This window comes from Micromonospora cathayae, assembly GCF_028993575.1.
GTDB lineage: Bacteria > Actinomycetota > Actinomycetes > Mycobacteriales > Micromonosporaceae > Micromonospora > Micromonospora cathayae.
The window spans coordinates 6,058,306-6,080,550 of sequence record NZ_CP118615.1 but is presented as its reverse complement, the minus strand read 5'-3'; the positions used below and the strand labels follow the sequence as shown (position 1 = coordinate 6,080,550).

Sequence of the window (22,245 nt, the reverse complement as noted above, 5' to 3'; positions counted from 1 at the left end):
AGGCGGATGTTCTTCGATGAACTGGTGGAAGATGATGAGGTCGACGCCAACGCGACTCACGCCCTGGGCTTGCTCGCTGCGCAGTTCACCGAATTGCTGTCGGCGGTCGCACCTGAGAAGGATGCGCCCAAGCCGAACGAGAGGGAGTACCGGCGCCGTCGGCGCCAACTAGACGCAATCTTGGACAATTTAGGCATTGCCGCGCCTTTCACGTGGCCGACAGTGGCCCAGGCAGTCGCGTTCGCGAAGACCATGCAGCCCACGTACGCCGGTCGGCGTCAGTACTTGCGAGAGCTGTACGAGCCGGTCGCCCAGCAGCTGCAGCGCCGCATCGACGACCAGGTCGTGGGCGACCCCCAGGCAACGATCACCGGCCTGGGCCGGCAAGCGGAGCTGGCCCTGCAGGATCCTGCAGCCATCCGCGTCGAACTCGCACGCATCGAAGCGGCAATGCACCAGGACCCGTCAGTAGCGGTCGGGAAGGCCAAGAATTTGATCGAAGCCACGGCAAAGGCCGTGCTGGTCGCTACGAACCGTCAATGGGACGCCAACCAGCAGGTTCCAGGACTGGCGCGTGCCGCGATGGAGGCTCTAGGGGTGGATCGGCGCACCACTGAGGGGCATGACCAAGACGCAGCGGTGCTCATGGGTCAGTTGCATGCTCTGACAAATGGCGTCGCAGCCATGCGTAACAAGATCGGAGACGGACATGGCGCGGAGCAGGTCGCCGTCGGCGTCGACCTGCGTCACGGGCGACTCGCGGTACGCGCGGCGGTTGCATGGTGCTCGTTCATGTTGGAGACGCTGCACGATCGGCCGATCGAAAGGTGAAGGGCCTATTTGGTCTCATATGCGATACACGCGCTTTCGTACCAGATCGTATGTCTCTGTCCAGAAGCTGTCGTACTGGTCTCCTCGGCCTAGAGCCAGGCGCAACAGTCCGGCCTCCGGATCCTCAGGTATCCGCTGGAGTTCGATTACCTGGTACGTCGTGACGCTTTGTGCGTTGATCGATCTCATCCGTCGTAGCGCTTTTTCGCGGTGCTCTCCGATCTCGCCGAAGGTGGGCGCTAGTAGCCAGGGCTCGACATGCGGCTTCAGCACTTCATGTGCCGTGGGCAGGACATCAAGAGCGATGTTGTCCAGATCCTTGCCTTGCTCGGGCGGCACGACCAAGATGGTGATTTTCAGGGGCACGACGAGCGGATCGAGGATCGGACGACGCCGTCGAAACTCCTCAAGCTGTCTGCGCACCTCGTCTCGAAACCGGCTGCGCTCTCCGCTGGCTGTGGGCAGCCCTGGCATCGGGACTGTCAGCGGCCCGGAGAGCAGGTGGTCCCACCCAATGTCTCTGTGTCGCATGGCCTGGTGCAGCAATTGCCAGGGTTCGCCGTCGCCGGCGGGATCCCTGGGGCGACGGGCGCCCGCTATCCGGTACGGCGCCGCGCGCAGCGCATGTGAGATCAGCTGATCAGCGCTGTCGAGGAGGACCCGCTGCGTCCTTTCACGCAGTCGGAACAGGTTCCAGTCGTTGATTGCGCTGGCTACCCGCCGCATCTCGGGATCGCCGAACATGGGCATCATGATCGGAGACGGGTCGTCGTCGAAGTCATCGCCGGTCCACTCGTCGTCATGATCGCCGTCATCGCCCAGTCGATGGAACATGCGTAGGTCTTCTACGACGTCGCGAACGGGCCGTGCCATGATTCGAGTAATCCCAGCTTCGGGCTCGATCAGGTCCCCGTCGCTGTCCCAGGTCTGCTGAAGATGTACGTGTAGGAGCTTGACCTGCCGGTCGTTCCGGTACAGCAGGGCTCGTCTGTGCGCGCCTGGGCCGTCAACGGCTGGGCCTTCCAGGGCATCCAGCGCCCACTTGGTAACTCTGTGGATGGCCGTAGGATTCTTCCGGGCTGCCTGGAAGTGGATATCGAGGGCAACGGGGCCAGTCATCGCACCGTGGCCGACGCGGTCGAGTTGGGATATGACCTGGCGTTGGAACGCGGGTGCCGCACGTGTTCCCCGCCTACCCTTACCCTCCGGCTCACCCTCGATCCTCAAGTGGCGGATGCGCCGGACACGTTGGTGGACCTGGTGGGGCCATGCCGCTGGCGACGACCAGAAGTTGGCCTCCACGGCCGGTCCCTCCTTGCTGTGGCATTGCTCGTTTGGAGCGCACCCGCTAGGACTGATGAGCATTCCGGCATCGGGCCAGAGCCGCAACCCACTGGGTCGCAATGTCTCCGCTTATGCTCATACCCGTGACGGCGGTTGACCGAGGTTGTGGTGATGCTCTTCGTCGTCGCCCGCGTGACCCGGCTGGTTACTGACGACGAGGTCACGCGGCGACCCCGAGAGGCGGCTGCCCGAGGGGAGTGCGTTCGCATACCTGCTGTTTTGCCGCTGGTGCCTGTTCGTGTGGATCGCTGCGGCGGTGGCCGCTGGCTGGTGGCACATCTCCGACATAACCCGCTGGTCGGACTACTGGTGGGTCGACGTGCCCACCGTCGCGCTCGCCCTGTCCTATGGGACCGGGCTGCTGGTGCGCGCCGCGTCCGAGGAGTAACCGCACGGGTTGGTGGGGCACGAAGCCCAACGTCGACGGCGAGACCAGCGGGGCCAGCGCTTTCTGGGGTGCCCGGTTGCGCACGTTGGCCCGTACGCCGACAGGCGTCGTGTCGTGGGCGCGGGTGTCAAAGTCGAGCGATGCTCCGGGCTGACCGGTCAGGCGAGTGGACGTCTGCCTGTGGGCCGGTAGTGGCTTCGTCGGAATCTGAAGGCTGGGGTCCAGGGATCAATTACTGGGGACCTCTCTGCTCTGTCCGGCACCTGTCATCGGGGCTTGAGACTGCCCCATACGACTTTCGATCCGGGCGCGCATGCGGCGACATTACCGTTCAGCCGGGCTGCCGGACCCATTCAACGAGGAAGTCGTGGGCTTCGGGGGGCAACGCCCAGGAGTTAACGATGTCGATGGCGGCCTCGTGGTAGCGGCCTTCGACAGCGGTCATAAGCTGCTCAAGCTGATCAACGTCGCGTCGGTTCCTTGCAACCCGGATGATCGGGAGCAACAGCAGGATCAGGGCGGCGCGGCTGTGCTTGCTCATCTCGCGCAGTGCTGCCTCCTCGAACCGGGTCAGCACTGGCTCCCACACGTTCCGCGGCAACGCGGCGCGGGAGAGCCAGTCGCGGTTGGCGATGATCTGGGGGTAATAACCTTCAAGGGTTCTATCCCACTGGCCAAGGGTTGCTGCCGTCCGGCCGACGGGCGGGGAGACCGTTCCCGTCAGGATCCAAGCGAGAACAGGCAGTATACCAGCGCCGGCAACGTAAGTGAGCTCGTAGAGGATCGAGAGGCCGTATTCGTCCAGGTCATCGGCGGTGGGTCGCTGAACAAGGCGGTGCCATACCGGGCCGTCTCGGGTACGACACGCTGGGACAGATCATCCGCGACCAGCCGCTTGATCAACTCCCCGCTGCCGTCGTTAAGGGCGATTGGGTTCTTCAGCAAAGCGTAGTAAAGCAACCCGGCTGAACTGCTCAGGGGCATAACTCTGGCGTGGTGCTCAAGGGCGTCAGCCATCGCACGGGCTATGCGGGTGGCGTTGTCCGGCGCGGTGACCGCCAGCAGCGCCGATAGTGGAACGTCGTTCTCCGGGAAAAGCTCCAACTGCGTCCTCCGGCGCTCGGCGGCTGGTACTGCACACGAGAGGGCCACCACACGGGTGACCACATCGCGGAGCGTGGCGTTGTCTGGGGCGACGTTCTCCATACACCGGGCGGCAAAGGCCAGGTGACTTAGCGAGGCGCTGGGGACCTCGCCGACGCGGGCTAGCACGAGGCGCAGTATCCGGTCCGCGCCGTCGTCGCAATGGCGGTCCAGGATCTGTACTGCCAGCTGACCGACAACGTCCCAGGTGCTGTCGACGAGGTGCGGCTCCAGCTGGCCCCATACCACCTCGGGGTCGGGTTGATGCTTAACGAGTTGGGCGGCGGCGAAGAACTCCAGGAACGTGCGGTGCACGAACCCGTAGTGTGGTTGCAGAGTGTCGGAGCCCACGTCGGTGAGTACCCAGGCGCGGCCGGCGCAGAAGTCAAGGAAGTCGGCAGCGGCCTGAGCTGCCTCGTCTGGGTCCTCGAACCGCTTGGTCTTCATGTATTCGGCGAGGAACGTGATCAGCTCTGCGCGTGGCAGCGCTTGGCGGCCCTGCGGGTCGGTGAAGAGCCGCCAGGCGAGGCGTTGCACTGCTGGGCGGATGTGTGCCCCGTATCGGTGTGTGACCTCGATGCCCCGTGATCGGTCCCAGGTCTCGAATAGCAGCTCGGCGCACTTTTCGTAAATCTCGGGCTTGTTGCGTGGGATGTAGTGCACGGTCGAGTACAGGCCACACAGCAGCGACAGCACCAGCGGGTTGACCCGCAGATCGCGCGCTACCTCGCTCTCCCGCATGAAAGCCTCAGTCAACTGCCGGCGCTGGTCGGCGTCCAAGGTGGCATCGAGCCTGAACCACCGGTTGGCGTACTGGTTGACCTGGGTGTCGTTGAAGGGAGCGATGTCGACGGTCGGAAACAGGTCAGAGTCAAGCGGGGCGTCTGGATAGCCGATGACTCGGGAGGTGACGATGACGCGGGCAAGCGGGTAGCGGTGGGCAAAGCCATCCACGAGCTGGGCGAATGATTGCCGGTAGGAGCTGTCGCCGAGTTCGTCGATGCCGTCGATGATGACCGTGGCGCGACCGTTAAGCAGCAGATACTCGAGCGCGTCAGGTGGGGGGTTGACGTTGCCAGGACGCCGGCACGCCGCCTCGAGGTAGTGCAGCAGCGTGTGGTGATCGGTGCGCAGTGACTGAGTGTGTGCACGCACGACGAGCAAGATCGGCACCTGCCCCTCCAGGCCGCCAATTTTGTCGGCGGCCAGGTCGTGGGCGAGCTTCGCGGCCAGCGTGGACTTTCCCGCGCCGGGGTCGCCGAGGATGACGAAGCGAACCGCGTTGTTCATGCCGTCGGCCAGCGTGAACGTCTCTGAGTTCGATGAAACCCACAGGGGGGAGGCGGCGGCCGGGCGCAGTACTGGGGTGACGTATAGCTGGGCGTAGTCGACCTGGCGGTTCAAGTCGTGCGCGGTCATGCGCAGCTTCGCGTTGCCGGCCTTGGTTGCAGATCGAACCGCCTTGGCGAACTGGTTGATTTCGTCAAGCGTCTTGAGGCGGTTTAGCAGCTCGCTGTTGAGTACCCCGGCGGCGGCCACCCTGGCCGCCATTGCCACGGCGCGGCCACTGTCGAGCGTTCCTGATGCCGCAGTCTGTCGTACCGCGTGCACTGCGGCGTCCACCAATTCGTGTAGTACGTCGGTGGCCTGTAGCAGGTCTGCTTCGGCGAACTCGCCGTGGTGACGCAGGCCGTGCCGAAGCTGCTCACGGATCGCGCTCCGCGTGTCGTCGGTTGTCGACGCGAGGGAGGAGATCATGGCTTGGCGTACGAGGTGATCGAACTGAGCGGACTCGGCGAACGCCCGAAACCGACGGAGCTGCTGCGGGTTGAGGTGTTCGATGAACCGTTCGGTGTTTCCGGCAACCAGGATGCCGGCGGCCTCGGTGGCGATCTTGTTTCGCTGGTACCTGGTCAACAGCTTCCGGCCGATGACGGTGCTGCAGTTGACGGCCGCCTTGGTGGCCAACTGGCCGAGCGTCGCCATGTCCATGGGTGATCCTTCCCTCTACCGCCGCCATAGAGTACGGCTCGACGTCACACGCGGTCACCCATGCGAACAGCCTCGCTGACGTCTGTGCGGTCGCAGTGTTGTTGCCTATGCTCATAGCCGTGACGGCGCTGATCGAGATCGCGGTGGTACTGCTCTTCGTCGCGCGGGTGACTCGGCTGGTCGTCGCCGACGAGATCACCCGGCGACCCCGGGAGGCGATTGTGAGGCGGCTACCGGAACTCAGCGCGCTCGCGTACCTACTGGTTTGCCGCTGGTGCCTTTCCGTGTGGATCGCTGCACCCGCCGTAGCTGGCTGGTGGTACCTCTCCGACATGCCCCGCTGGTCGGGCTACTGGTGGGTGGATGTGCCCACCATCGCGCTGGCTATGTCGTATGCGACCGGCCTGTTGGTGCGCGCCGAGCCCGAGGAGTAGTGCATGGCGTGGTGGGGCACGAAGCCGAACGTCGACAGTGAGGTCGGCAAGGCAACGGCCGTGGTCGCCTCGGCGGCGAAGATGCGCTACGACTCCAGCGGCAGCCTGCGCAAGGTCACCAAGCAGCAGTGGCAGGACGAGGCGTGGCGGCACTACGAGGAGTGCGGCGAGTTCGCGTTCCTGGTCGACCTGATCGCCAAGGCGATGGGCCGCGCTCGGCTGTACATCACGCAAGTCGACGACCAAGGCCGTCCGATGGAGACGCCCGACCAGGCGCCGGCCGGCGTCAACGAGACGTTCCTCGGCGGCCCCAGCACCCAGGTCGAGCTGCTGCGCGACGCCGGCATACAGCTCGGCGTGCCCGGCGAGTGCTACCTGATCGGCGAGCCGGAACGCGACGCCGAAGGCAAGGCCACGGACCGGGAGCGGTGGTTCATCGCGTCGGTGGAGGAGCTGACCGAGCGGGCCGGGAAGTACGTGCTCGACCAGGGCGACGGGGCGCGCGAGCTGGAGCCGGAGGAGACGGTGATCGTGCGGATTTGGGTGCCGAGTCCCCGCCGGCACGCCCTGCCGTCGAGCCAGGTGCAGAGCAACCGGCGGGTGCTGCGGCTGATTGAGCGGCTGACGCAGTACGTGCAGTCGCAGATCGACTCCCGGTTGGCCGGCGCGGGTATCCTGCTGCTGCCCAACGAGTTGAGCTTCGTTGCGCCCGAACAGGAGGAGGACGCCGAGGACGGGGTGACGTCGTTCCTGTCCACTCTGACCGAGGCGATGACCACCGCGGTGAAGGACCGTGACAGCGTGGCCGCCCTCGTGCCGATCGTCGTGCAGGGCCCCGCCGAGCACCTGGAGAAGGCCCGGCTGCTGTCGTTCGCCACCGAGCTGAGCAGCGCGGTGCCGGCAATGCTCGACGGGGCGATCCGGCGGCTAGCCCTTGGCCTGGACGCCCCGCCGGAGATGTTGCTGGGTATGACCCAGGCGAACCACTGGGGTGCCTGGATGACCGACGAGGCGACCATCAAGTACCACGTCGAGTCGAAGCTGGAGCTGTTCTGCGCGGCGCTCACCGAGCAGATGCTGTGGCCGGCACTGGAAGGCGCGCAGGGCGTCGCCGACCCCCGGCGGTGGATCGTCTGGTACGACACCAGCGAGCTGACGCAGACGCCGGACAAGGGCGCCGACGCGAAGGACCTGTTCGGCCTCGGCGAGCTCTCCGGCGACGCGCTGCGCCGGGAGACGGGCTTCGGCGAGCACGACAAGCCGACCGACCAGGAGCGCGAGCTGCGCCGGCTGCTGGAGATCATCCGAACGGTGCCGGCAGCCGGGCCGCTGCTCGTGACTCGGCTGCTGGAAGTCGCCGGGGTCAGCGTCGACCTGGACCCGGAGGCGTTGAAGCCGCCGCCACAGCCGGCCGAGCTGCCGCCCGGCGGCGACGAGCCGCCGCCGGCCGAGGAGGAGCCGACGACGGAGGAGCCGCCGCCGGGCGACACCGAGAATCGCGGCCCGCCTGAGCGGGCGGCCGTCGCCGCGTCGGCGGCCGGGCCGATCACCGCGCCGTTCCTCGCCGCGTGCGAGGTCCTGGCGCTGCGGGCGCTTGAGATCGCCGGCAAGCGGGTGCTGGGCCGGGAGCGGTACCGCCACAGCGGGTTGAAGGCGTGGGAGTACCACACGGTGCGCCAGTCCACGCCGACGTCGGTGCCCCGGCTGCTGGAAGGCGCGTGGGCGGCCGTGCCGGCGGTGGCCACGAAGCTCGACGTCGACCCGGAGAAGCTGACCGCCGCCCTGGCCACCTACGTCGGCGGGCTGCTGGTCACCGGGACGCGGCACGACGTCGCCGAGCTGCACGACCACCTGGCCCAGACCGTCGCCGGGGAGCTGGTGCCGGCATGAGCGCCGCCGCCCTCGTGCCGGACCTGGTGGAGGCCCATGGGCACGCATGCCGGCGGTCCGGGCGCGGCAAGGGCTGCGAGCAGCTGCGCTGGACGATGTGCCGCACCTGCGGCTGGTGGGGCGACCTGTGGGAGGGCGACCAGCCGCCGCTGACCGACGCCGGCCACGTGTGCGACCCGGCCGACGTGGCGCGACACCAGGAGAGCAGGAGGAGCAATGCCTGACCCGGAAAGCGTGAGCCTGACCCAGCTGCGCGAGGTGTTCGCGGAACTGTCCATCGTCATCGACGAGGACTTCGTGCGGCTCGACTGGACGGAGGACACGCTGACGATCTATCGGCTGGTGCGGAGCCCGGCCGGACTGCCTATGGGTCTGCCCGACGGCGGCGTGCAGGTCACCGGCACCCGGATTCAGGTGGTCGCCGCGCTGCCGTCCGTCGGACCGGCGCCGACCGACCCGCCGCCCGAACAGCTGGCGGACGGCTGACCGTGGCCGAGCCGGACCGTTGGCTGCCGCTGCGCCTCGACCACGAGGCGCGGGTGGTGGCCGCCGAGCGCCGGGTGCTGCGGGCGGCGCGGGCCGCCCTGCGCGCCTGGCTGCGCGACGCCCGGACCGTGACCCTGCCGGTCACCGCAGCGCTGCTGCCGCCCGACCCGTCGGCGCTCGCCGGTGCCGGGCAGGCGTGGTTCGAGGCGATGACGGCACACCTGCGGCCCGCCGTCGAGCAGACGTTCCTTGAGGGAGTCCGCGACGCGGGCGGCGACCTGGAGCTGCTGAGGGTCGCGCAGATGAAGGACGAGTACCTGGCGTCCCTGCCCAACCGGCTCCAGGGCGTGCCCGACAGTGCGTGGCAGGAGGTCACGGCGGCGGTCGCCGAGCTGACCGCCGAGGGCGCGAGCATCCCGCAGATCCGTGACGCGATCGAGGCGATCCTGGGGGAGCGGTCGTGGGACGACCGGGTGGTGACGATCGCCCGGACCGAGACGATCGGCGCGTACAACGCGGGAACCCTGACGGCCTGGTTGACCGCCGAGCAGGCGCTGGACGAGAAGCTGGACAAGGTGTGGGTGTCCACGCACGACGAGCGGACCCGGGACGACCACCGGGACGCCGACGGGCAGCGCGTCGCCCTGGACGGGGTGTTCATGGTCGGCGGGGTGCCGATGCGGTTCCCGGGCGACCCGACCGCGCCGCCGGGGCAGACGGTGAACTGCCGCTGCACGATGATCGAGGTGGAGGCCGACGAGCCCCTGCCTGTGGTCCCGAAGCACCCGTGGCCCCGGCGCGACCGGGCGACCGGGCTGGATATCACGGTGACGGCGGCGGCAGCCGCGAAGGGTGGCAAGCAGATGGCGACGTGGAAGGGGACGCTGGCGCCGCTGGGTGCCAGGTCGGGTGACCGGCGGATCTTCGCGGCGGACGGCGAGTGGTCGTTCCGCGACCTGCCGCTGCCGCTGCGGTGGGCGCGCGAGGACGCCCCCGGACACGAGGGCGCGGTGACGATCGGCCGGATCACCGCCGGCGAGGTGCAGAAGAGCAAGCTGAGCGGGGCGGGCGACTTCATCGACGCGGTGCCGGAGCTGGGCGAGGCCCTGGAGCTGCTGCGCGCCGGGGTGCTGTTCCCGAGCGTGGACCTGGACGACTTCGAGTTCATGTTCACCGACGAGAAGGGCACCCCGATCGAGGAGATGTCCGACGAGGAGTGGGAAGCCTTCATGAAGGCCGGCGAGGAGCCGTACATTATGGTGACCAAGGGCCGGGTGATGGCGGTGACGCTCGTCGGCACGCAGGCGTTCCCCGACGCAAAGCTGGAGCTGGTCGACGACGAGGAGCCGGCCGACGACGTGCCCTCCGATGAGGAGGAAAAGGAGGAAGAGCCGGTCACCGCGGCCGGCGTGGCGACGAAGAAGCAGGTCGCGCCGCTGTACCCGCCGCGCGCCTGGTTCGACGACCCGGGCCTGGCCGAGCTGACGCCGATCACGGTCACCGCGGACGGGCGGGTGTTCGGGCACCTCGCCGACCGGGATTGCCACCTGTCGTTCCTGACCGGCGGGCAGTGCGTGCTGCCGCCGGACGAGGGCGGCTTCGACTGGTTCCACCGGCCGGAGATCCAGACCGCCGAGGGGGAGCTGGTCGCGGTCGGGCACATCACGGCCAGCACCGGGCACGCCGACCTGTCCGCCAGCGCGGCGGCCGCCGTGGAGCACTACGACGACACCGGCACGCAGGTCGCCGTGGTGCGGGCCGGGCGGGACGCCCACGGCACGTGGGTCGCGGGGTCGCTGGTGCCGGAGGCCACCGAGGAGCAGGTGCAGTTGCTGCGCCGGTCGCCCCTGTCGGGGGACTGGCGGTGGATCGGCGGCGCGCGACACCTCGTCGCGGCGCTGTGCGTCAACGTCGGCGGCTTCCCGGTGGTGCGGGGCCGCTCGTCGGGCGGGCGGGCGTACGCGATGGTCGCTTCGGGCTGGGCGGGCTGGAAGCCGTCCGACTCGGAAGGCCGGCGGCCGGAGGCGCCGCTGTCGCCGGCCGCCTTCGAGGCGGCGGTGCGGCGGGCGGTGGCCGCCGGGTTCGCCGCCGAGCGACAGCGTGCCGTGAACGCGGCGGTGGCCGAGCGGATTGCCGCGTCGATCGGCCGGGACCGAAGGACGCTGGTGGCGGCGCTGTCCGCCGAGGTGCATGGGGAGTAGGGGAGGAAGCAGTGGGCTGCAACTGCGGCGCGCGGCGCCGGGGCGCGACGGTGTGGGTGCTGTCCTACGGGGACGGCCGGACCGGCGGCGAGTACGGGTCGAAGACGGATGCGGAGATCGCCGACGTGCGCAAGGGCGGCGGCGGGACGATTCGGCTCGTCAAGAAGTAGGGAGGTCATCACCCGCCGAGATAGGAGGCATGCCGTCCGGATAAACGAAGCCCTTGACCTGTTCATAGCCTCCCATGAGCCTGCCGCGCGGCTGTGGCAGGTCGATGCCGGCGAGTGGATCGTCGTCAGGATGGTGGAATAGGGCCTTGTGGGCCTGGCCGACGATCAACCAGTTGTAAACGTGGGCCATGGCTGTAGTCCCGGGTAGTTGCTCGTCGGCTGCCTCTGGCGCTTCCATCCAGAGTGCAGCGCGGCGGTCGAGCGGCACGAGGATGGCACCGGCTGTCCGCAGCCCCACGCCGGACCACTGTGGTCGATCCGGATCGGCCACCAGGACAACCGGATGATCGCTCGTTGCGAGGGCCTTGCGCTTCCAGCGGATCAGGCTCCAGCCTCGCTCATAAAACGAGTACGCTGCCCTGGGCATCAGATCCAGCATCGTCTTGATGTGGGAATTCGGATGGGGCGCGACGGCGTAGGAGTCGAAGTCACTGACCTTCGTCCAGAGCTCCTCGACCTCTGCCTCGGTAGGCTCCCGATTGAGGTTCTTGCGCAGCATGCTGCGGAGCTGGGGTTTGCCGCCAGCGCCCATCTGTAGCTTGAACAGCATGTCGGCGAGCTCCGCGCCGGATTGCCGCTGCACTGTGGTGCGGAGAATCTGGAAGGCCGCCCAACAAGCGATGGCGAGCCGCGCGTCGTCCGGGATTGGCCATACCTGGCTGTCGACGACCGTGCGGAACGCATCTGCGGCCTCGGTCTCGAAGTCGCCGAGCAGCTGCTCCACCCGGTCGGTGCGGCTGCCGTCCTCCTCCTCAACGAGGTAGAAGTCTTTGGCCACTGTAGCGTCCGTGACAGAGACAGAGTGGCGGACGTCGCCGGGTAGCACGATGCGCCTGAGTAGCCCTCGCTGGTCTGCGAACCGTTGAAGGTAGAACCGCGGCACGATGTGATGCCGGCGCCGCAACTTGTCCTTGCCCGCCACGTCTTCAAGGCTACGGCAGCTGGCCAGCGGATTCGGAGCGCCGAGGCGGGGGTGCCCGCCGGGCGACATGCACCGCAGCGGCGGGCTACGCTGTGGCTGTACCGCCGATGCTGGCTGCGGGCCGGTCGGGGATGAGATCCCTACCGTGCTGAGGAGCCGACGGTGGACTTTCAGATCCCTTCGAGCCTCGACGGGCTCGACCTCGACGCGTTGACCGAGCTGGAGAACCAGGCCGTCGCGGCGTTCGATGCTCTCCGCGACGACCCGGCCCTGGACGCCGACGGCCTGGCCCGGCTGCGGGAGCTGGCCGCGTTCGTTCAGTCGATGCGTACCGAACAGGCGCGGATCGAGCAGGCGGCGGAGCAGGTCGCCTCCGAGCTGGACGACCTAACCGCGACGGTGCACGGCGCTCCGGAGGGCGGCGATGGCGACGGTGACGAGGGCAACGGCGGCGAAGCCGAGGAGGAGCCGGCTGAGGAGACGTCAACCGAGGAGGCGCCGGCCGAGGAGCCGGCGCAGCAGCAGCCGACGCCGGTCGTCGCGTCACTGGCTCGCCGAGCGGCCCGACGTCAGTCGAAGCCGAAGGTGGCCAGCACCGGCAAGTCAGCGGTCATCAAGGCGGCGGCGGACGTGCCGAACGTGCCGCACGGTCACGTGTTCTCCTCCGTGTCGGAGGTCGCGTCGGCGTTCGACGACAAGTTCGCCGGCTTCCCCCGTGGGGTGGGGGTCGCGACCCGCATCAAGCAGAACGTGGCTCGGGTGGAGCTGCCCGTTAACCAGGCGCTTGTCGCCGGGGGCAGGGGTCTGACCGACATGGAGCTGGTGGATCTGGCCGCGTCGGAGTCGCGGCTGTCAGGCGGCAACCTCGTCGCGGCCGGCGGATGGGGTGCCCCGTCGGAGACGCTGTGGGAGCTGTGCGAGGGCTTGGAGACGACCGAGGGTCTGCTGGACCTTCCGGGCATCACGATCCCGCGCGGCGGCGGTATCAAGGTGCCGGCCAACCTCGACTTCCGTGACATGTATTCGGGGATCGGCTTCGTGCAGACCGAGGCCGACAGCACTGCGGGGGTTGACAAGTCCTCGTACCGGGTGCCGACGGTGAACTGGACCGAGACGCGCCTCGAGGTGGACGGGGTACAGATCGAGCAGGACATCGTGCAGAACGCGGTGTGGCCCGAGCTGACCCGGGACGTGGTGCGGCGGGCGCTGACCGCCCATGAGCACAAGATCAACGCCCGGCTGATCCAGCGGATGGCCAACGTTCCGGGCCAGTCGACGCAGTTCGCGCTGACCCTCGGGGGCGACATCGACGGCGACGAGACGACGACGGCGCTGCTTGGCGCGATTTCCCTGGCGGCAACGGACTACCGGTACCGGTACCGGTTGGGCCGCCGGCAACTGCTGGAGTGCGTCGCGCCGCTGTGGCTGATCGACTGGATCCGGGCGGACATGTCGCGCCGGGCCGGGGTGAACTATCTCGACGTGACCGACGAGCAGATCACGGCGTGGTTCACCCGGCGGCACCTGCGGCCGCAGTTCGTCTACGACTGGCAGGATGGGTACGCCGACGCGGGCGGCAACGGCTTCGGCGGCACCACGGCCCCGGGCCAGTGGCCGGGCACGGTCGATTTCCTGATCTACGCACCGGGCACGTGGGTGAAGGGCAGCAAGCCGATCATCGACCTGTCGGCGGTCTACGACAGCACGAAGCTGAAGGACAACGAGTACATCGCGCTGTTCACCGAGCAGGCGACGCTGCTGGTGAAGCGGTGCTACGTGTCCTACAAGGTGAGCGTGCCGCTGTGCCCGACGGGCGTCACCGGCAGCACCGTCGCGTTCGACTGCGCGGCGGCCTGAGCTACCCGTTCCAGAGGGCCGCGTCCTGGCGGCGCGGCCCTCACCCTGGAGGAGGTGACGGGTGACTCAGCCCCTGGTGTACGTGGACGCCCCAGCTACGACGCCGTACCGGTACGGGCTGTTCTCGGCGGCGGCGGTGGTCGACCCCGCCGACCAGCGCGAGTTTCAGGCCGGCGTCGAGTGGGAGCCGCTGTGCGTGGACGCTCCGGCGCCGACGAACATCGCCGCGGCGTCCGATCCAGACCGGGCGACGATGGTGCTGCCGGACGGCGTGCCGAGCGTCAAGGCGGGCGTGATCCGGCTGTACGCCGGGCTGACCGGCCGGTCGGTGGCCCGGCCGGATCTGCTGGAGCGCGCCCGGCGAGCTCTCGGCGCGGTGGAGCAGCAGTCGCTGGAGCACTACGTGTGGACCGGCGAGGGCGACACCGAGGTGTACCTGGCGGACGCCGGCACGGAGGTGCTGGCCGGGTCCGACGTGACGCCGGTGCCGCTGGAGACGGGGGTCGGCCTGCTGGAGGCGCGCATCGGCGACCGGGCCGGCGTGCTCGGCGTGCTGTGGGCGCCGCGCTGGACAGGCGGGTGGTTCGCGGAGAAGGGCCAGTCGCGGATCGAGGGCCCGCGGCTGGTAGGGCCGCTGGGCAACCCGATCGTGTTCGCGCAGACGACCGGCGTCGGTCCGGGCGGCGCGGCACCGGGGGCCGGTGAGGCGTGGCTGTACGGGACCGGGCCGGTGATGGTGCGGCGGTCGGCGGTGTTCCTGCCGAAGCTGCCCGAGGCCCTGGACCGCAAGGACAACGAGGTGTTCGCGGTCGCCCAGCGGTTCTACACAGTCGGGTGGAGCTGCGTGGTGGCGGCGGTAAAGGTCAAGCTGCCGGGCGTGCCGGCGTAGGAGGAGACATGGCACCGCTGATCTACCCGAACGACCGCGCGGACGCGCAGGCCCTCGCGCGGCAGCTGCTCGACGCGGCCGGCGAGGAGCGGCACGACGAGGTGCGGACGACGAGCGACGGGCCGATCGGGCTGGCGTTCGACGTGCCTGAGGACCTGGCCCGGGAGGTGGTCGACGGGTACGACGTCGTCGACCTCAGGGAGGAGGGCGACGTCGAGACGCCGGGGCTGACCCGCGGGCCGGAGCCCGAGCCCGAGCCCGAGCCGACGTCCGAGCCGGAATCGAAGCCGGCGGCGGGTGCCGGCGAGGAGAGCAAGTCGGCCGATGCCGGGGCCGACGTGTCCGAGGCGGACGCCGAGGCGGAGGGAGCCTCCCAGCCGCCGCCGAAGGCGTCGCGGTCGCGTTCCTCGCGGAGCCGCTGACCGTAGACCCCAGCCTCGGACTCGCCGCCCCACCTGGTTGCTTCCCCGTGCCAGGTGGGGCGGCTTTTTTGTGTCTGCGCCTCGGGGCTGGGTGGTCGGGGTCGGAAAGCCGGCGGCTCCCCTTTTCCTATCCCGGGGGGTGGGCGGCTGTCGGCGGCGAGCGGCGAGCGGTGGGGCGGCGGCAAGGCGCTTCTCGTGCTCAAGGGGCGCGGGTGGTGGGTGGCGGCGGGCGGCGTTTCTCGTGCTCAAGGGGCGCGGGTGGTGGGGCTTGTGTGGCGCGCTACACAGCCTGGGGCGTACATAAAATTTGTACGGGGGAGTGTCATTTGCATACAATGAATATGTACAGCAAGCGACCTCAACACAGAAAGAGGGCAGGGAAATGGAGAACCGGATCAAGGAGCTGCTCGCCGAGTTCGGCGTGGAGGCCGAGGGTGCCGAGCCGTTCGGGATGGTCGCCCGGATGGCGGCGTGGGTGGCCGAGGCCGAGCGGGAGCTGGAGCGGCACACCGCCGAGCTCACCGTGGCGACCGAGAACGCGGTGGTGGCCGCGAAGTCGGGCGACCTGCGGACGTCGGTGCGCGGCGACCTGCTGGCCGCCGTGAGCGGCAAGGCGGCGGCGGTCGACGCGGCGCTCATGAAGGTGGCCGAGCGGCGGACGGCCCTGGCGTTCGCCGCCGAGAGCGTGAAGGCCGGCCGGGCGAGCTGAACCGATGCGCGCCGGCCGGGAATTCCCGGCCGGCGCGTTCCGGGCCGACAGAGGGCGAGGGGAGGTGAACGAGATGAAGAAGGCGGCGAAGCGGGTCCGCCCGTGCCCGTGCGCGTGCAACAGCGGCGGGTTCTGCGGTGGCTGTGGCCACGCCGGGTGCGGCGGCCGACGCTGACCTGACCGAGCGCCCCCCGTAGCCGATGGCTGCGGGGGGCGCTCCCATTCCAGCCGGCGGGAGGTCGCCGGGGTTCACGTGGAGGAAGAGCATGAGGACGACGATGGCGCGGCGCGCGAAAGCCGTGCCGAGTGACCCGAGGGAGCACGCGCGGTCGATCGCGGAGGCGGTCGACGAGGCGTGGCACGGCCGGTACGGCGGCTCGCGGATCGAGGTGCCGATGTCGGTGGTAGCCGCCTTGGCGCTGGTGGCGCGGGAGGCGCCGGGCCCGGAGCAGCTGGACCGGCTGGGCGAGGCGGCGGAGCGCCTGGACCACGAGGGCTTCGGGCTGCTGATCCAGCGGCTGTGGTGCGAGTTCGCGGCGCTGCGGCCGGACCTGAACCCGCGGACGATCCACCTGTGGTCGTGGATCGACGAGGAGCAGGACGAGACGGTGTTGCGGGCGATCCACGCGGTCGGCCAGGCGGCGCTGCGGCGCGGCGTGTTCGAGCGGTTCGGGCCGGACGGCTGGGGCGACACGGACCTGCTCGGGATGCTGCTCCAGACGATGAAGAGCCGGGGCGCGCGGAACGGAATCGGCCAGTTCCTGACGCCGGAGAGCGTGACGCTACTGCTGGGCCGGATGAACACGCCGAAGGAAGGCCAGAGGGTCCTGGAGCCGTGTGCGGGCACGGGCACGATGCTGCTCGGCGCGGCGCAGGCGATGCGGGAGGACGGTCTCGACCCGACGACGTGCGAGTGGTGGGCGAACGACCTGGACCCGCTGGCGGCGGCGCTGTGCGCGGTGAACCTGCACCTGTGGGGGCTGGGCTGGCGGGTGGTCGTCGGCTGCGGCGACGGGTTGCTGAACGACTGGATGCATGAGGCGCTGCGGGTCCGCCAGGTGGCGATCGACGAGATGGAGCGTGCGTGGCAGGTGGCCAGGCAGATCGCGGGGGTGCGGCGGCTGCTCGACCTGCCACACCCGGAGGACCCGCTGAGCGCGCACCTGCGGCGGGCGCAGCCGAAGCCGCCCCCGCCCCCGCCCCCGCCCGCACCGGCCTCGTCGACGTTCGACGCCGAGGCGGTCTACCGGCAGGCTCGGCTGTTCTGACCGGCCCTGTGTGACCTGCTACACAGCCCCTAGCATACATAAAACCTGTACACAAGAGGGCTGATCGCATACAATGAATGTGTACACCCTGCCCTGATTCACGTGGAGGTTGAGATGGGCAAGAGCGCGATCCAGCAAGGTGGGCGAGCGGTAATCGAGTGTGAGCCGTTCGGTGCCTGCAACGACGACGAACTCTGCTGCAAGCACTGCGGGGAGCACGTCGCCGACCCGCACCAGCCGACGTGCCCGCACTCGGACGAGCCGGTCGACGAGTGCGACGCGCGGCCGGCGGAGGAGGTGTTTGAGGTGCACGTCGAGGTGCGTGCGGCCGACGGACTCGGCGTCGGGTGCGACGTCCTGGAGGCGCTGAAGCGCGCGGGCTTCCGGCTGCACCGGGACGTGGCGGGCGTGTGGGAGAAGCGGGAGCACGGTCCGTCCGAGTTCGTCGGGGTGGCCCGCCTGGCGTCGGGTGAGGTGGTCGAGCGCGGCTAGTGGCTGCGCAGTCGGGGCTGGGCGGTGCGCCCGGCCCCGGTGCGGAGTCCCTAGACGGCTCTGGCTGTCCGGTCACAGTTGACGATTGCGGCCGGACAGAGCAAGGTAACTGTCCGAGCAAGACCCGGTTCACGTGGAGGTAACCATGGGTCTACGCGCGCTGGTCGGCATCGAAGGTGCCGACGGCACGTACCTGGCGCGGCACGTCCAGCACGACGGCTGCCCGACGATGGTCGTCCCGGCACTGTCGGTGCTGCTGCACGACCTGTGCGACCACAACGCGGAGACGGCGGTGGCGACGCTGCTGCACTCCGACTGGTCGCGGCTGTACGCCCTGCCGGCCACCGGGCCGACCGGCCGCCTGGTCGGCGTGCCCTCCGAGGGCCGCGAGCCGCAGGTCGGCAACATCGCCGAGACGCCGGCGGGTGACCGCGAGTGGGCATACCTGTTCGGCGCCCACCGACTGCACGTCTACCTGGGAGTGCTCCCCGAGCGCGGCCCGAAGCGGTGGCGGGCGTGGGCGTGCTGGTCGGTGGGCGAACTGCCGAGCCTGACACAGCTGGACCTGCTGGATGTCCAGAAGGCGGGCTACGCCGTGCAGTGGCAGGCGTCGGGCTACCGCCAGTACATGGCGGCGGTTCGGGCCGCCTTCAGGGAGGGTGCGCGATGAAGGCGCTGGTGGGGCAGCTCGCCCCCGGTGGCAGGGACTACCGGGCGCGGCCGGTCGACCTGGAGGGCCAGCCGAGCTGGACCCTCGCCCAGCTCTGGCTGATGTGGCAGCGGAAGTTCCTGGGGGACACGTTCCGGATGGTCGAGGAGCTGCTGCACCGAGACTGGTCGGTCCTGGCCAACTCGGAGTGGCCGCACCCGGTCGCCGAGGCAAGCACCGCCGAGTGGGCCTTCGTCAGCGGCGTGGGCCGCGCCTGGCCGATGGCCGAAACCGGGATGACCCACTTCGGCAGCCTGCCCGCTGAGCGCCCGACCGAGCCGGCGTGGGCGTACCTGTGGGAGCACGGGCTGGAGGCGCTGCACGTCTACGCCTCGCACGGCGGCCGGTGGCACCACCTGGCGACCCTGCCGGCCGACGTGTGGGCCGGGCTGACGACACAGCTGGTGATCGACGTAGAGGCCAGGCTGTCCTGGCTGGAGCGAGAGGAGGCGGCGGCGTGACCGCTGCGATGGAGGGACACGAAAACGTGGTCCGGGCGGAGTCGCTGCACCGCCGCGACGAGGTGCTGCTGTTCGGGCAGCTGGTGGAAATCTTCGACGTGCAGCCGGTGGTCGACTTCCCGACCTGCGTCAACCTGGTGATCCGACCGCGCCACGGTGGCCAGCCGAGGGAGACGCTGGTGCCGCGCGGCATGATGCTGCTGGGGATGCGGTTGCCTCGGCTCCTGCGGCTGTCGTGCGCGGGCGGCTGCGGGAGGGTGGCACGGACGCCGGTCGACCTGGCGCAGGGCCCGGTGCCCGACGTCTGGTGCCCCAGCTGCCTCGACCGGATCGACGAGGAAAGCACGCCGCCGCCGTTCGCGGCCCCGCCCGTGCCGTCCACGGCACCGTGGTTCGCGTCGCACGCCCCAGCCGGGAGATACTGATGGGCGACGTGTTGCGGGCGTTGATGGCCGACAGCGACGAGGAGCGGGACCGTTACCTCGACAGGGAGTTCCTGCGGCAGGCCGTGATGCGGGCGATCTTCTGCGAGCGCAGCGGTGTGGCCCTCGACGTCGACCGGGCGGTGATGGTGACGACGGTCAAGGGTGACCACCGCACCATCCACGTGCTCGACGGGCCCGCGTGGGACGAGGCGGAGCCCGCGTTGCGGGCGCTGGCCGCCAAGCTGGGCAGGGAGGTCGAGGTGATCGACGGCCGACAGCTGTGACGGGAGGGCTGGCGCTGTGCCAGCCGTGAGAGTATCGGGGCCGCACCCAGGGGGAGCGGCCCCGTTCACTGTGGAGGAAGCACGATGGAGCAGCCGTTGGCGGCGTTCGAGAGTCACGTCGCGGGACGCAACGCGCGGGTGGTGATCTGGCCGGACCGTATCGAGTGGAGCAAGCCGGGGCGCACGACGGTGGCGAACGTGCTGCTGGTGATCCTGGCGATCTACACAGTCGCGCTGTCGCTGCTGATCCCGGCGTGCCGCCCGCGGTTCAAGGAGCAGGGCCGGCAGATGCTTGCCATGCGGGCGGTGCAGTCGGTCGCCTCGCAGCGCGACGGCCTGCACACCGCCGTGGCGGTGGTGGCCGGCGCGACGACGATCTCGTTCCGGGTGCCGCATGGCGACGCCGAGCGGATCGAGACGCTGGTTCGCGACCTGGTGCTCGGCAACCACCCGTCTGCGCAGCGGTAGCACGGTCCACCAGCTCGTCGACGAGGGCGCTGGTCCCACCCGGGGCCAGCGCCCTCTCGGCTACGCTGACGGGGTATTCGCCGCTGGCTGCGGGCCGGGCATGGACTCTCGTTATTGAGGGATGCCTGATGCCAGCAGTGTGCGATACCCCGGTGAAGGGGAAGATGCTCCGGGCCACGAAGCTCGGGGTGTGCGGCGACCCGGTCCTGGGCGCCGGAGGATGGCCGGTCCACGTCACGTCGAAGGGCTTCGTCTCGGTCGAGTACGCGGCCGAGGTCGACGACGGCGAGGAGATCGACCAGAAGGACGCCAACGGCGACCCGCTGGTGTACGAGCCGGCCCGGCGGCGGATCAAGCTGTACAACGTGACGGTGACCTGCGGGCGGGTCGACCCGGAGCTGTACACGCTGTTCACCGGGATGCCGGTGGTGCTCGACGAGGACGGCAACGCGACCGGCATGCGGGTCACGTCGGCGGTGAACCTCAACAGCGCGGTGGCGCTGGAGGTGTGGTCGGGCACGCAGCTCAAGAAGTGCCTGTCCGGGGCGGTGCAGCGGCCGAGGTTCGGCTACTTCCTGCTCCCGCAGATCATCGACGGACAAATCGGGGACTTCACGATCGAGAACGGGGCGGCCTCGTTCACCTTGACCGGCAAGGCGATCGAGAACCCGGGCTGGGACGTCGGGCCGTACGACGTCTACCTGCGGTCGACGGGCGTCGGGCCGCTGCTGGACCCGATGGGCGACCAGGACCTGCTCCACCTCGACTGGACCCTGCTGCCGCCGCCCGCGCCTACGTGCGGGCTGACCGCGCGGCCGCCGGACGGCACCCTGACCGCGGACCCGTCGGACGCGACGGACATGACGGCGCTGTTCACGGCGACGTTCGTGCCGGCCGCGCCGGACAACACGTACACGGTGGATTGGGGCGACGGGGCGTCGTCGGCGGGGCCCGCCGAGGACGCCACAGTCAGCCACCAGTACGCGACCGCCGGAACGTATCTCATCACGGTCACGCACACGGCGAGCGGGGCGCAGCGGTTCAAGTCGTTCGTCGCGCCGGCAGTCTGAGGCGGCGGTGACGCAGCCGGTGCGGACCGGCCCGTGCGACTGGCCGTTGAACGCGGCGTACTGCAAGGGCTGGGACCAGCACGACGAGGCGATCCGGACGGCGGCCACGGACCTGGCGACGGAAGTCCTGTGGGCGCTGTCCGGCCGCCGGTTCGGCGTGTGCCCTTCGACGGTGCGGCCGGTGCGGCGCGGCGACGGCGAGGCGTGGCGGCGTTGGGAGTCGTGGCTGGACCTGCCGTACGGGGGAAGCTTTGCGGTGACGTTCTGCGGCTGCCCGGTGGGAGCGTGCGCGTGCGGGCCGGCCGGGCGGGAGCTGAGCCTGCCCGGTCCGATCCACGCCGTCAGCCGGGTGCTCGTCGACGGCGAGGAGCTGCCGGCCGGGTCGTACGCGGTGTACGACCGGCGGTGGCTGGTCCGGATCGACGGGGGCAGCTGGCCGACGCGGCAGGACCTGACGGTGGCAGACGACCAGCCGGGCGCGTGGGCGGTCACCTACCAGCGCGGGGTGCCGGTGCCGGAGGGCGGGAAGGTCGCGGCCGGCGCGCTCGCCTGCGAGATGGCCAAGGCGATGGTCGCGGACACGACGTGCCGGCTGCCGAGGCGGGTGCAGTCGGTGGTGCGCCAGGGCGTGCAGCAGACGTTCGTCGACCCGGCACAGCTTGCCCGTGACGGGATGACCGGGTTGCCGGAGGTCGACCAGTGGCTGCGGGTGGTGAACCCGTACCGGCTGCCCCGCGACTCAGTGGTGTGGTCGCCGGACCTCGATCGTGGACGAAGGAGGACGTCGTGACGGAGCCGGTGGCCGAGCCGCAGGACGATGTGGCGTGGCCGGTGGCGGTGCGGCTGCGGGAGCTGATCGGCGTCGCGCTGACCGGGGCGCTCGGAGGCACCCCGGCCGTGGTGGCGGTGGTGCCCGGCCGGGACGTGGCGATCGACTCGTGCTGCGACGGGCAGGCGTGGGTGCGGATCGTGCGGACGTACCCGGTGCTGCCGGAGGAGTTCCCCGGCGGGCGGGGCACCCCGCTCGATGAGGGTGCCGACCCGGGCGCGTTCTGGGCGGTGGAGCTGGGCGCAGGCACCGCCCGGTGCGCGCCGAGCCCCGACGACGCCGGCAACCCGCCGACGGCGGCGCAGCTTGAGTGCAGCGCCGCCGAGCTGGCCGACGACGCCGGCCGGATCCGGCGGACGGTGCTGTGCGAGCTGCAGAAGCTCCAGCAGGTCGAGGCGTTGTGGATCGGGGAGCAGTCGAGCGTCGGCCCGTCCGGCGGCTGCGTCGGCCAGGAGGTCCTGGTCGCGGTGATGACGAACATCTGCGTGTGCGAGGAGTGAG

26 protein-coding genes are annotated in these 22,245 nt (G+C 69.8%); 22 read left to right on the top strand and 4 right to left on the bottom strand.

Annotated elements, in window-relative coordinates:
- Window positions 1-6: 6 nt before the first annotated feature.
- Window positions 7-831 carry an abortive infection family protein gene (locus PVK37_RS26770; protein WP_275030592.1) on the top strand — a complete coding sequence of 275 codons (825 nt, stop codon included), beginning with the start codon at window positions 7-9 and terminating at the stop codon, window positions 829-831.
- Between the two features lie 15 nt (window positions 832-846).
- Here the strand turns inward: PVK37_RS26770 and PVK37_RS26765 are convergent, their stop codons facing one another.
- Window positions 847-1,665: a hypothetical protein gene (locus PVK37_RS26765; RefSeq protein WP_275030591.1), complete on the bottom strand. Its 819-nt coding sequence runs from the start codon at window positions 1,663-1,665 to the stop codon at window positions 847-849.
- A 658-nt stretch (window positions 1,666-2,323) separates the two neighbouring features.
- Here PVK37_RS26765 and PVK37_RS26760 point away from each other — a divergent pair.
- The gene (locus PVK37_RS26760) at window positions 2,324-2,563 is read left to right on the top strand and encodes a DUF1360 domain-containing protein (protein WP_341483459.1); all 240 of its coding nucleotides are present in this window, start codon (window positions 2,324-2,326) and stop codon (window positions 2,561-2,563) included.
- A 331-nt stretch (window positions 2,564-2,894) separates the two neighbouring features.
- Here PVK37_RS26760 and PVK37_RS26755 read toward each other — a convergent pair whose 3' ends face one another.
- A complete protein-coding gene (locus tag PVK37_RS26755; RefSeq protein WP_275030590.1) occupies window positions 2,895-3,140 on the bottom strand; it encodes a hypothetical protein in 246 nt (81 codons plus the stop codon).
- Between the two features lie 143 nt (window positions 3,141-3,283).
- Window positions 3,284-5,698 (bottom strand): NACHT domain-containing protein, encoded by a 2,415-nt coding sequence (locus PVK37_RS26750; RefSeq protein WP_275030589.1) that lies wholly within the window; start codon window positions 5,696-5,698, stop codon window positions 3,284-3,286.
- Window positions 5,699-5,817: 119 nt separating this feature from the next.
- Here PVK37_RS26750 and PVK37_RS26745 point away from each other — a divergent pair, with 119 nt between their 5' ends.
- From PVK37_RS26745 to PVK37_RS26720, 6 genes are read left to right on the top strand one after another with little or no spacing between them, the layout of a single operon-like run.
- Complete coding sequence (locus PVK37_RS26745; protein ID WP_275030588.1) at window positions 5,818-6,132, top strand: hypothetical protein; 315 nt, start codon at window positions 5,818-5,820, stop codon at window positions 6,130-6,132.
- Between the two features lie 3 nt (window positions 6,133-6,135).
- Window positions 6,136-8,022 carry a hypothetical protein gene (locus PVK37_RS26740; protein WP_275030587.1) on the top strand — a complete coding sequence of 629 codons (1,887 nt, stop codon included), beginning with the start codon at window positions 6,136-6,138 and terminating at the stop codon, window positions 8,020-8,022.
- Window positions 8,019-8,246, top strand: a complete 228-nt coding sequence (locus PVK37_RS26735; RefSeq protein WP_275030586.1) for a hypothetical protein — start codon at window positions 8,019-8,021, stop codon at window positions 8,244-8,246. Before PVK37_RS26740 ends, PVK37_RS26735 begins: the two co-directional genes overlap by 4 nt.
- Window positions 8,239-8,508: a hypothetical protein gene (locus PVK37_RS26730; RefSeq protein ID WP_275030585.1), complete on the top strand. Its 270-nt coding sequence runs from the start codon at window positions 8,239-8,241 to the stop codon at window positions 8,506-8,508. Before PVK37_RS26735 ends, PVK37_RS26730 begins: the two co-directional genes overlap by 8 nt.
- 2 nt (window positions 8,509-8,510) lie before the next feature.
- A complete protein-coding gene (locus PVK37_RS26725) occupies window positions 8,511-10,709 on the top strand; it encodes a phage head morphogenesis protein (protein WP_275030584.1) in 2,199 nt (732 codons plus the stop codon).
- An 11-nt stretch (window positions 10,710-10,720) separates the two neighbouring features.
- Entirely contained in the window at window positions 10,721-10,879 is a 159-nt protein-coding gene (locus PVK37_RS26720; RefSeq protein ID WP_275030583.1) for a hypothetical protein, read from the top strand.
- Here PVK37_RS26720 and PVK37_RS26715 read toward each other — a convergent pair.
- A complete protein-coding gene (locus tag PVK37_RS26715; RefSeq protein ID WP_275030582.1) occupies window positions 10,869-11,861 on the bottom strand; it encodes a DUF4238 domain-containing protein in 993 nt (330 codons plus the stop codon). The two genes, PVK37_RS26720 and PVK37_RS26715, sit on opposite strands and share 11 nt — an antisense overlap.
- Window positions 11,862-12,071: 210 nt before the next feature.
- Here PVK37_RS26715 and PVK37_RS26710 point away from each other — a divergent pair, with 210 nt between their 5' ends.
- The 14 genes from PVK37_RS26710 (at window position 12,072) to PVK37_RS26645 (ending at window position 22,244) form a co-directional block, all read left to right on the top strand.
- The gene (locus PVK37_RS26710) at window positions 12,072-13,718 is read left to right on the top strand and encodes a major capsid protein (RefSeq protein ID WP_275030581.1); all 1,647 of its coding nucleotides are present in this window, start codon (window positions 12,072-12,074) and stop codon (window positions 13,716-13,718) included.
- 61 nt (window positions 13,719-13,779) lie between these two features.
- Complete coding sequence (locus tag PVK37_RS26705; protein ID WP_275030580.1) at window positions 13,780-14,607, top strand: hypothetical protein; 828 nt, start codon at window positions 13,780-13,782, stop codon at window positions 14,605-14,607.
- An 8-nt stretch (window positions 14,608-14,615) separates the two neighbouring features.
- Entirely contained in the window at window positions 14,616-15,029 is a 414-nt protein-coding gene (locus tag PVK37_RS26700; RefSeq protein WP_275030579.1) for a hypothetical protein, read from the top strand.
- Window positions 15,030-15,411: 382 nt separating this feature from the next.
- Window positions 15,412-15,738 carry a hypothetical protein gene (locus PVK37_RS26695; RefSeq protein ID WP_275030578.1) on the top strand — a complete coding sequence of 109 codons (327 nt, stop codon included), beginning with the start codon at window positions 15,412-15,414 and terminating at the stop codon, window positions 15,736-15,738.
- A gap of 266 nt (window positions 15,739-16,004) precedes the next feature.
- The gene (locus PVK37_RS26690) at window positions 16,005-17,006 is read left to right on the top strand and encodes an N-6 DNA methylase (protein ID WP_275030577.1); all 1,002 of its coding nucleotides are present in this window, start codon (window positions 16,005-16,007) and stop codon (window positions 17,004-17,006) included.
- Window positions 17,007-17,108: 102 nt separating this feature from the next.
- On the top strand, window positions 17,109-17,498 hold the full coding sequence (locus PVK37_RS26685) for a hypothetical protein (RefSeq protein ID WP_275030576.1): 390 nt from the start codon (window positions 17,109-17,111) through the stop codon (window positions 17,496-17,498).
- 145 nt (window positions 17,499-17,643) lie between these two features.
- Window positions 17,644-18,168: a hypothetical protein gene (locus PVK37_RS26680; protein ID WP_275030575.1), complete on the top strand. Its 525-nt coding sequence runs from the start codon at window positions 17,644-17,646 to the stop codon at window positions 18,166-18,168.
- Window positions 18,165-18,668, top strand: a complete 504-nt coding sequence (locus PVK37_RS26675; RefSeq protein WP_275030574.1) for a hypothetical protein — start codon at window positions 18,165-18,167, stop codon at window positions 18,666-18,668. Before PVK37_RS26680 ends, PVK37_RS26675 begins: the two co-directional genes overlap by 4 nt.
- Window positions 18,665-19,093 (top strand): hypothetical protein, encoded by a 429-nt coding sequence (locus tag PVK37_RS26670; protein ID WP_275030573.1) that lies wholly within the window; start codon window positions 18,665-18,667, stop codon window positions 19,091-19,093. The genes PVK37_RS26675 and PVK37_RS26670 overlap by 4 nt, the downstream gene beginning before the upstream one ends.
- Entirely contained in the window at window positions 19,093-19,377 is a 285-nt protein-coding gene (locus PVK37_RS26665; protein WP_275030572.1) for a hypothetical protein, read from the top strand. Before PVK37_RS26670 ends, PVK37_RS26665 begins: the two co-directional genes overlap by 1 nt.
- 84 nt (window positions 19,378-19,461) lie before the next feature.
- A complete protein-coding gene (locus PVK37_RS26660) occupies window positions 19,462-19,845 on the top strand; it encodes a hypothetical protein (protein ID WP_275030571.1) in 384 nt (127 codons plus the stop codon).
- A 152-nt stretch (window positions 19,846-19,997) separates the two neighbouring features.
- Window positions 19,998-20,915, top strand: a complete 918-nt coding sequence (locus PVK37_RS26655) for a PKD domain-containing protein (RefSeq protein WP_275030570.1) — start codon at window positions 19,998-20,000, stop codon at window positions 20,913-20,915.
- 7 nt (window positions 20,916-20,922) lie between these two features.
- Window positions 20,923-21,705 carry a hypothetical protein gene (locus tag PVK37_RS26650; RefSeq protein WP_275030569.1) on the top strand — a complete coding sequence of 261 codons (783 nt, stop codon included), beginning with the start codon at window positions 20,923-20,925 and terminating at the stop codon, window positions 21,703-21,705.
- On the top strand, window positions 21,702-22,244 hold the full coding sequence (locus tag PVK37_RS26645) for a hypothetical protein (RefSeq protein ID WP_275030568.1): 543 nt from the start codon (window positions 21,702-21,704) through the stop codon (window positions 22,242-22,244). Before PVK37_RS26650 ends, PVK37_RS26645 begins: the two co-directional genes overlap by 4 nt.
- Window position 22,245: the final 1 nt, after the last annotated feature.

Coding starts and splice junctions, on each gene's coding strand:
- PVK37_RS26770 (WP_275030592.1), top strand. CDS start 7: ATGTTCTTCGATGAACTGGTGGAAGATGATGAGGTCGACGCCAACGCG.
- PVK37_RS26765 (WP_275030591.1), bottom strand. CDS start 1,665: ATGTTCCATCGACTGGGCGATGACGGCGATCATGACGACGAGTGGACC.
- PVK37_RS26750 (WP_275030589.1), bottom strand. CDS start 5,698: ATGGACATGGCGACGCTCGGCCAGTTGGCCACCAAGGCGGCCGTCAAC.
- PVK37_RS26740 (WP_275030587.1), top strand. CDS start 6,136: ATGGCGTGGTGGGGCACGAAGCCGAACGTCGACAGTGAGGTCGGCAAG.
- PVK37_RS26735 (WP_275030586.1), top strand. CDS start 8,019: ATGAGCGCCGCCGCCCTCGTGCCGGACCTGGTGGAGGCCCATGGGCAC.
- PVK37_RS26730 (WP_275030585.1), top strand. CDS start 8,239: ATGCCTGACCCGGAAAGCGTGAGCCTGACCCAGCTGCGCGAGGTGTTC.
- PVK37_RS26700 (WP_275030579.1), top strand. CDS start 14,616: ATGGCACCGCTGATCTACCCGAACGACCGCGCGGACGCGCAGGCCCTC.
- PVK37_RS26695 (WP_275030578.1), top strand. CDS start 15,412: ATGGAGAACCGGATCAAGGAGCTGCTCGCCGAGTTCGGCGTGGAGGCC.
- PVK37_RS26690 (WP_275030577.1), top strand. CDS start 16,005: ATGAGGACGACGATGGCGCGGCGCGCGAAAGCCGTGCCGAGTGACCCG.
- PVK37_RS26680 (WP_275030575.1), top strand. CDS start 17,644: ATGGGTCTACGCGCGCTGGTCGGCATCGAAGGTGCCGACGGCACGTAC.
- PVK37_RS26675 (WP_275030574.1), top strand. CDS start 18,165: ATGAAGGCGCTGGTGGGGCAGCTCGCCCCCGGTGGCAGGGACTACCGG.
- PVK37_RS26665 (WP_275030572.1), top strand. CDS start 19,093: ATGGGCGACGTGTTGCGGGCGTTGATGGCCGACAGCGACGAGGAGCGG.
- PVK37_RS26660 (WP_275030571.1), top strand. CDS start 19,462: ATGGAGCAGCCGTTGGCGGCGTTCGAGAGTCACGTCGCGGGACGCAAC.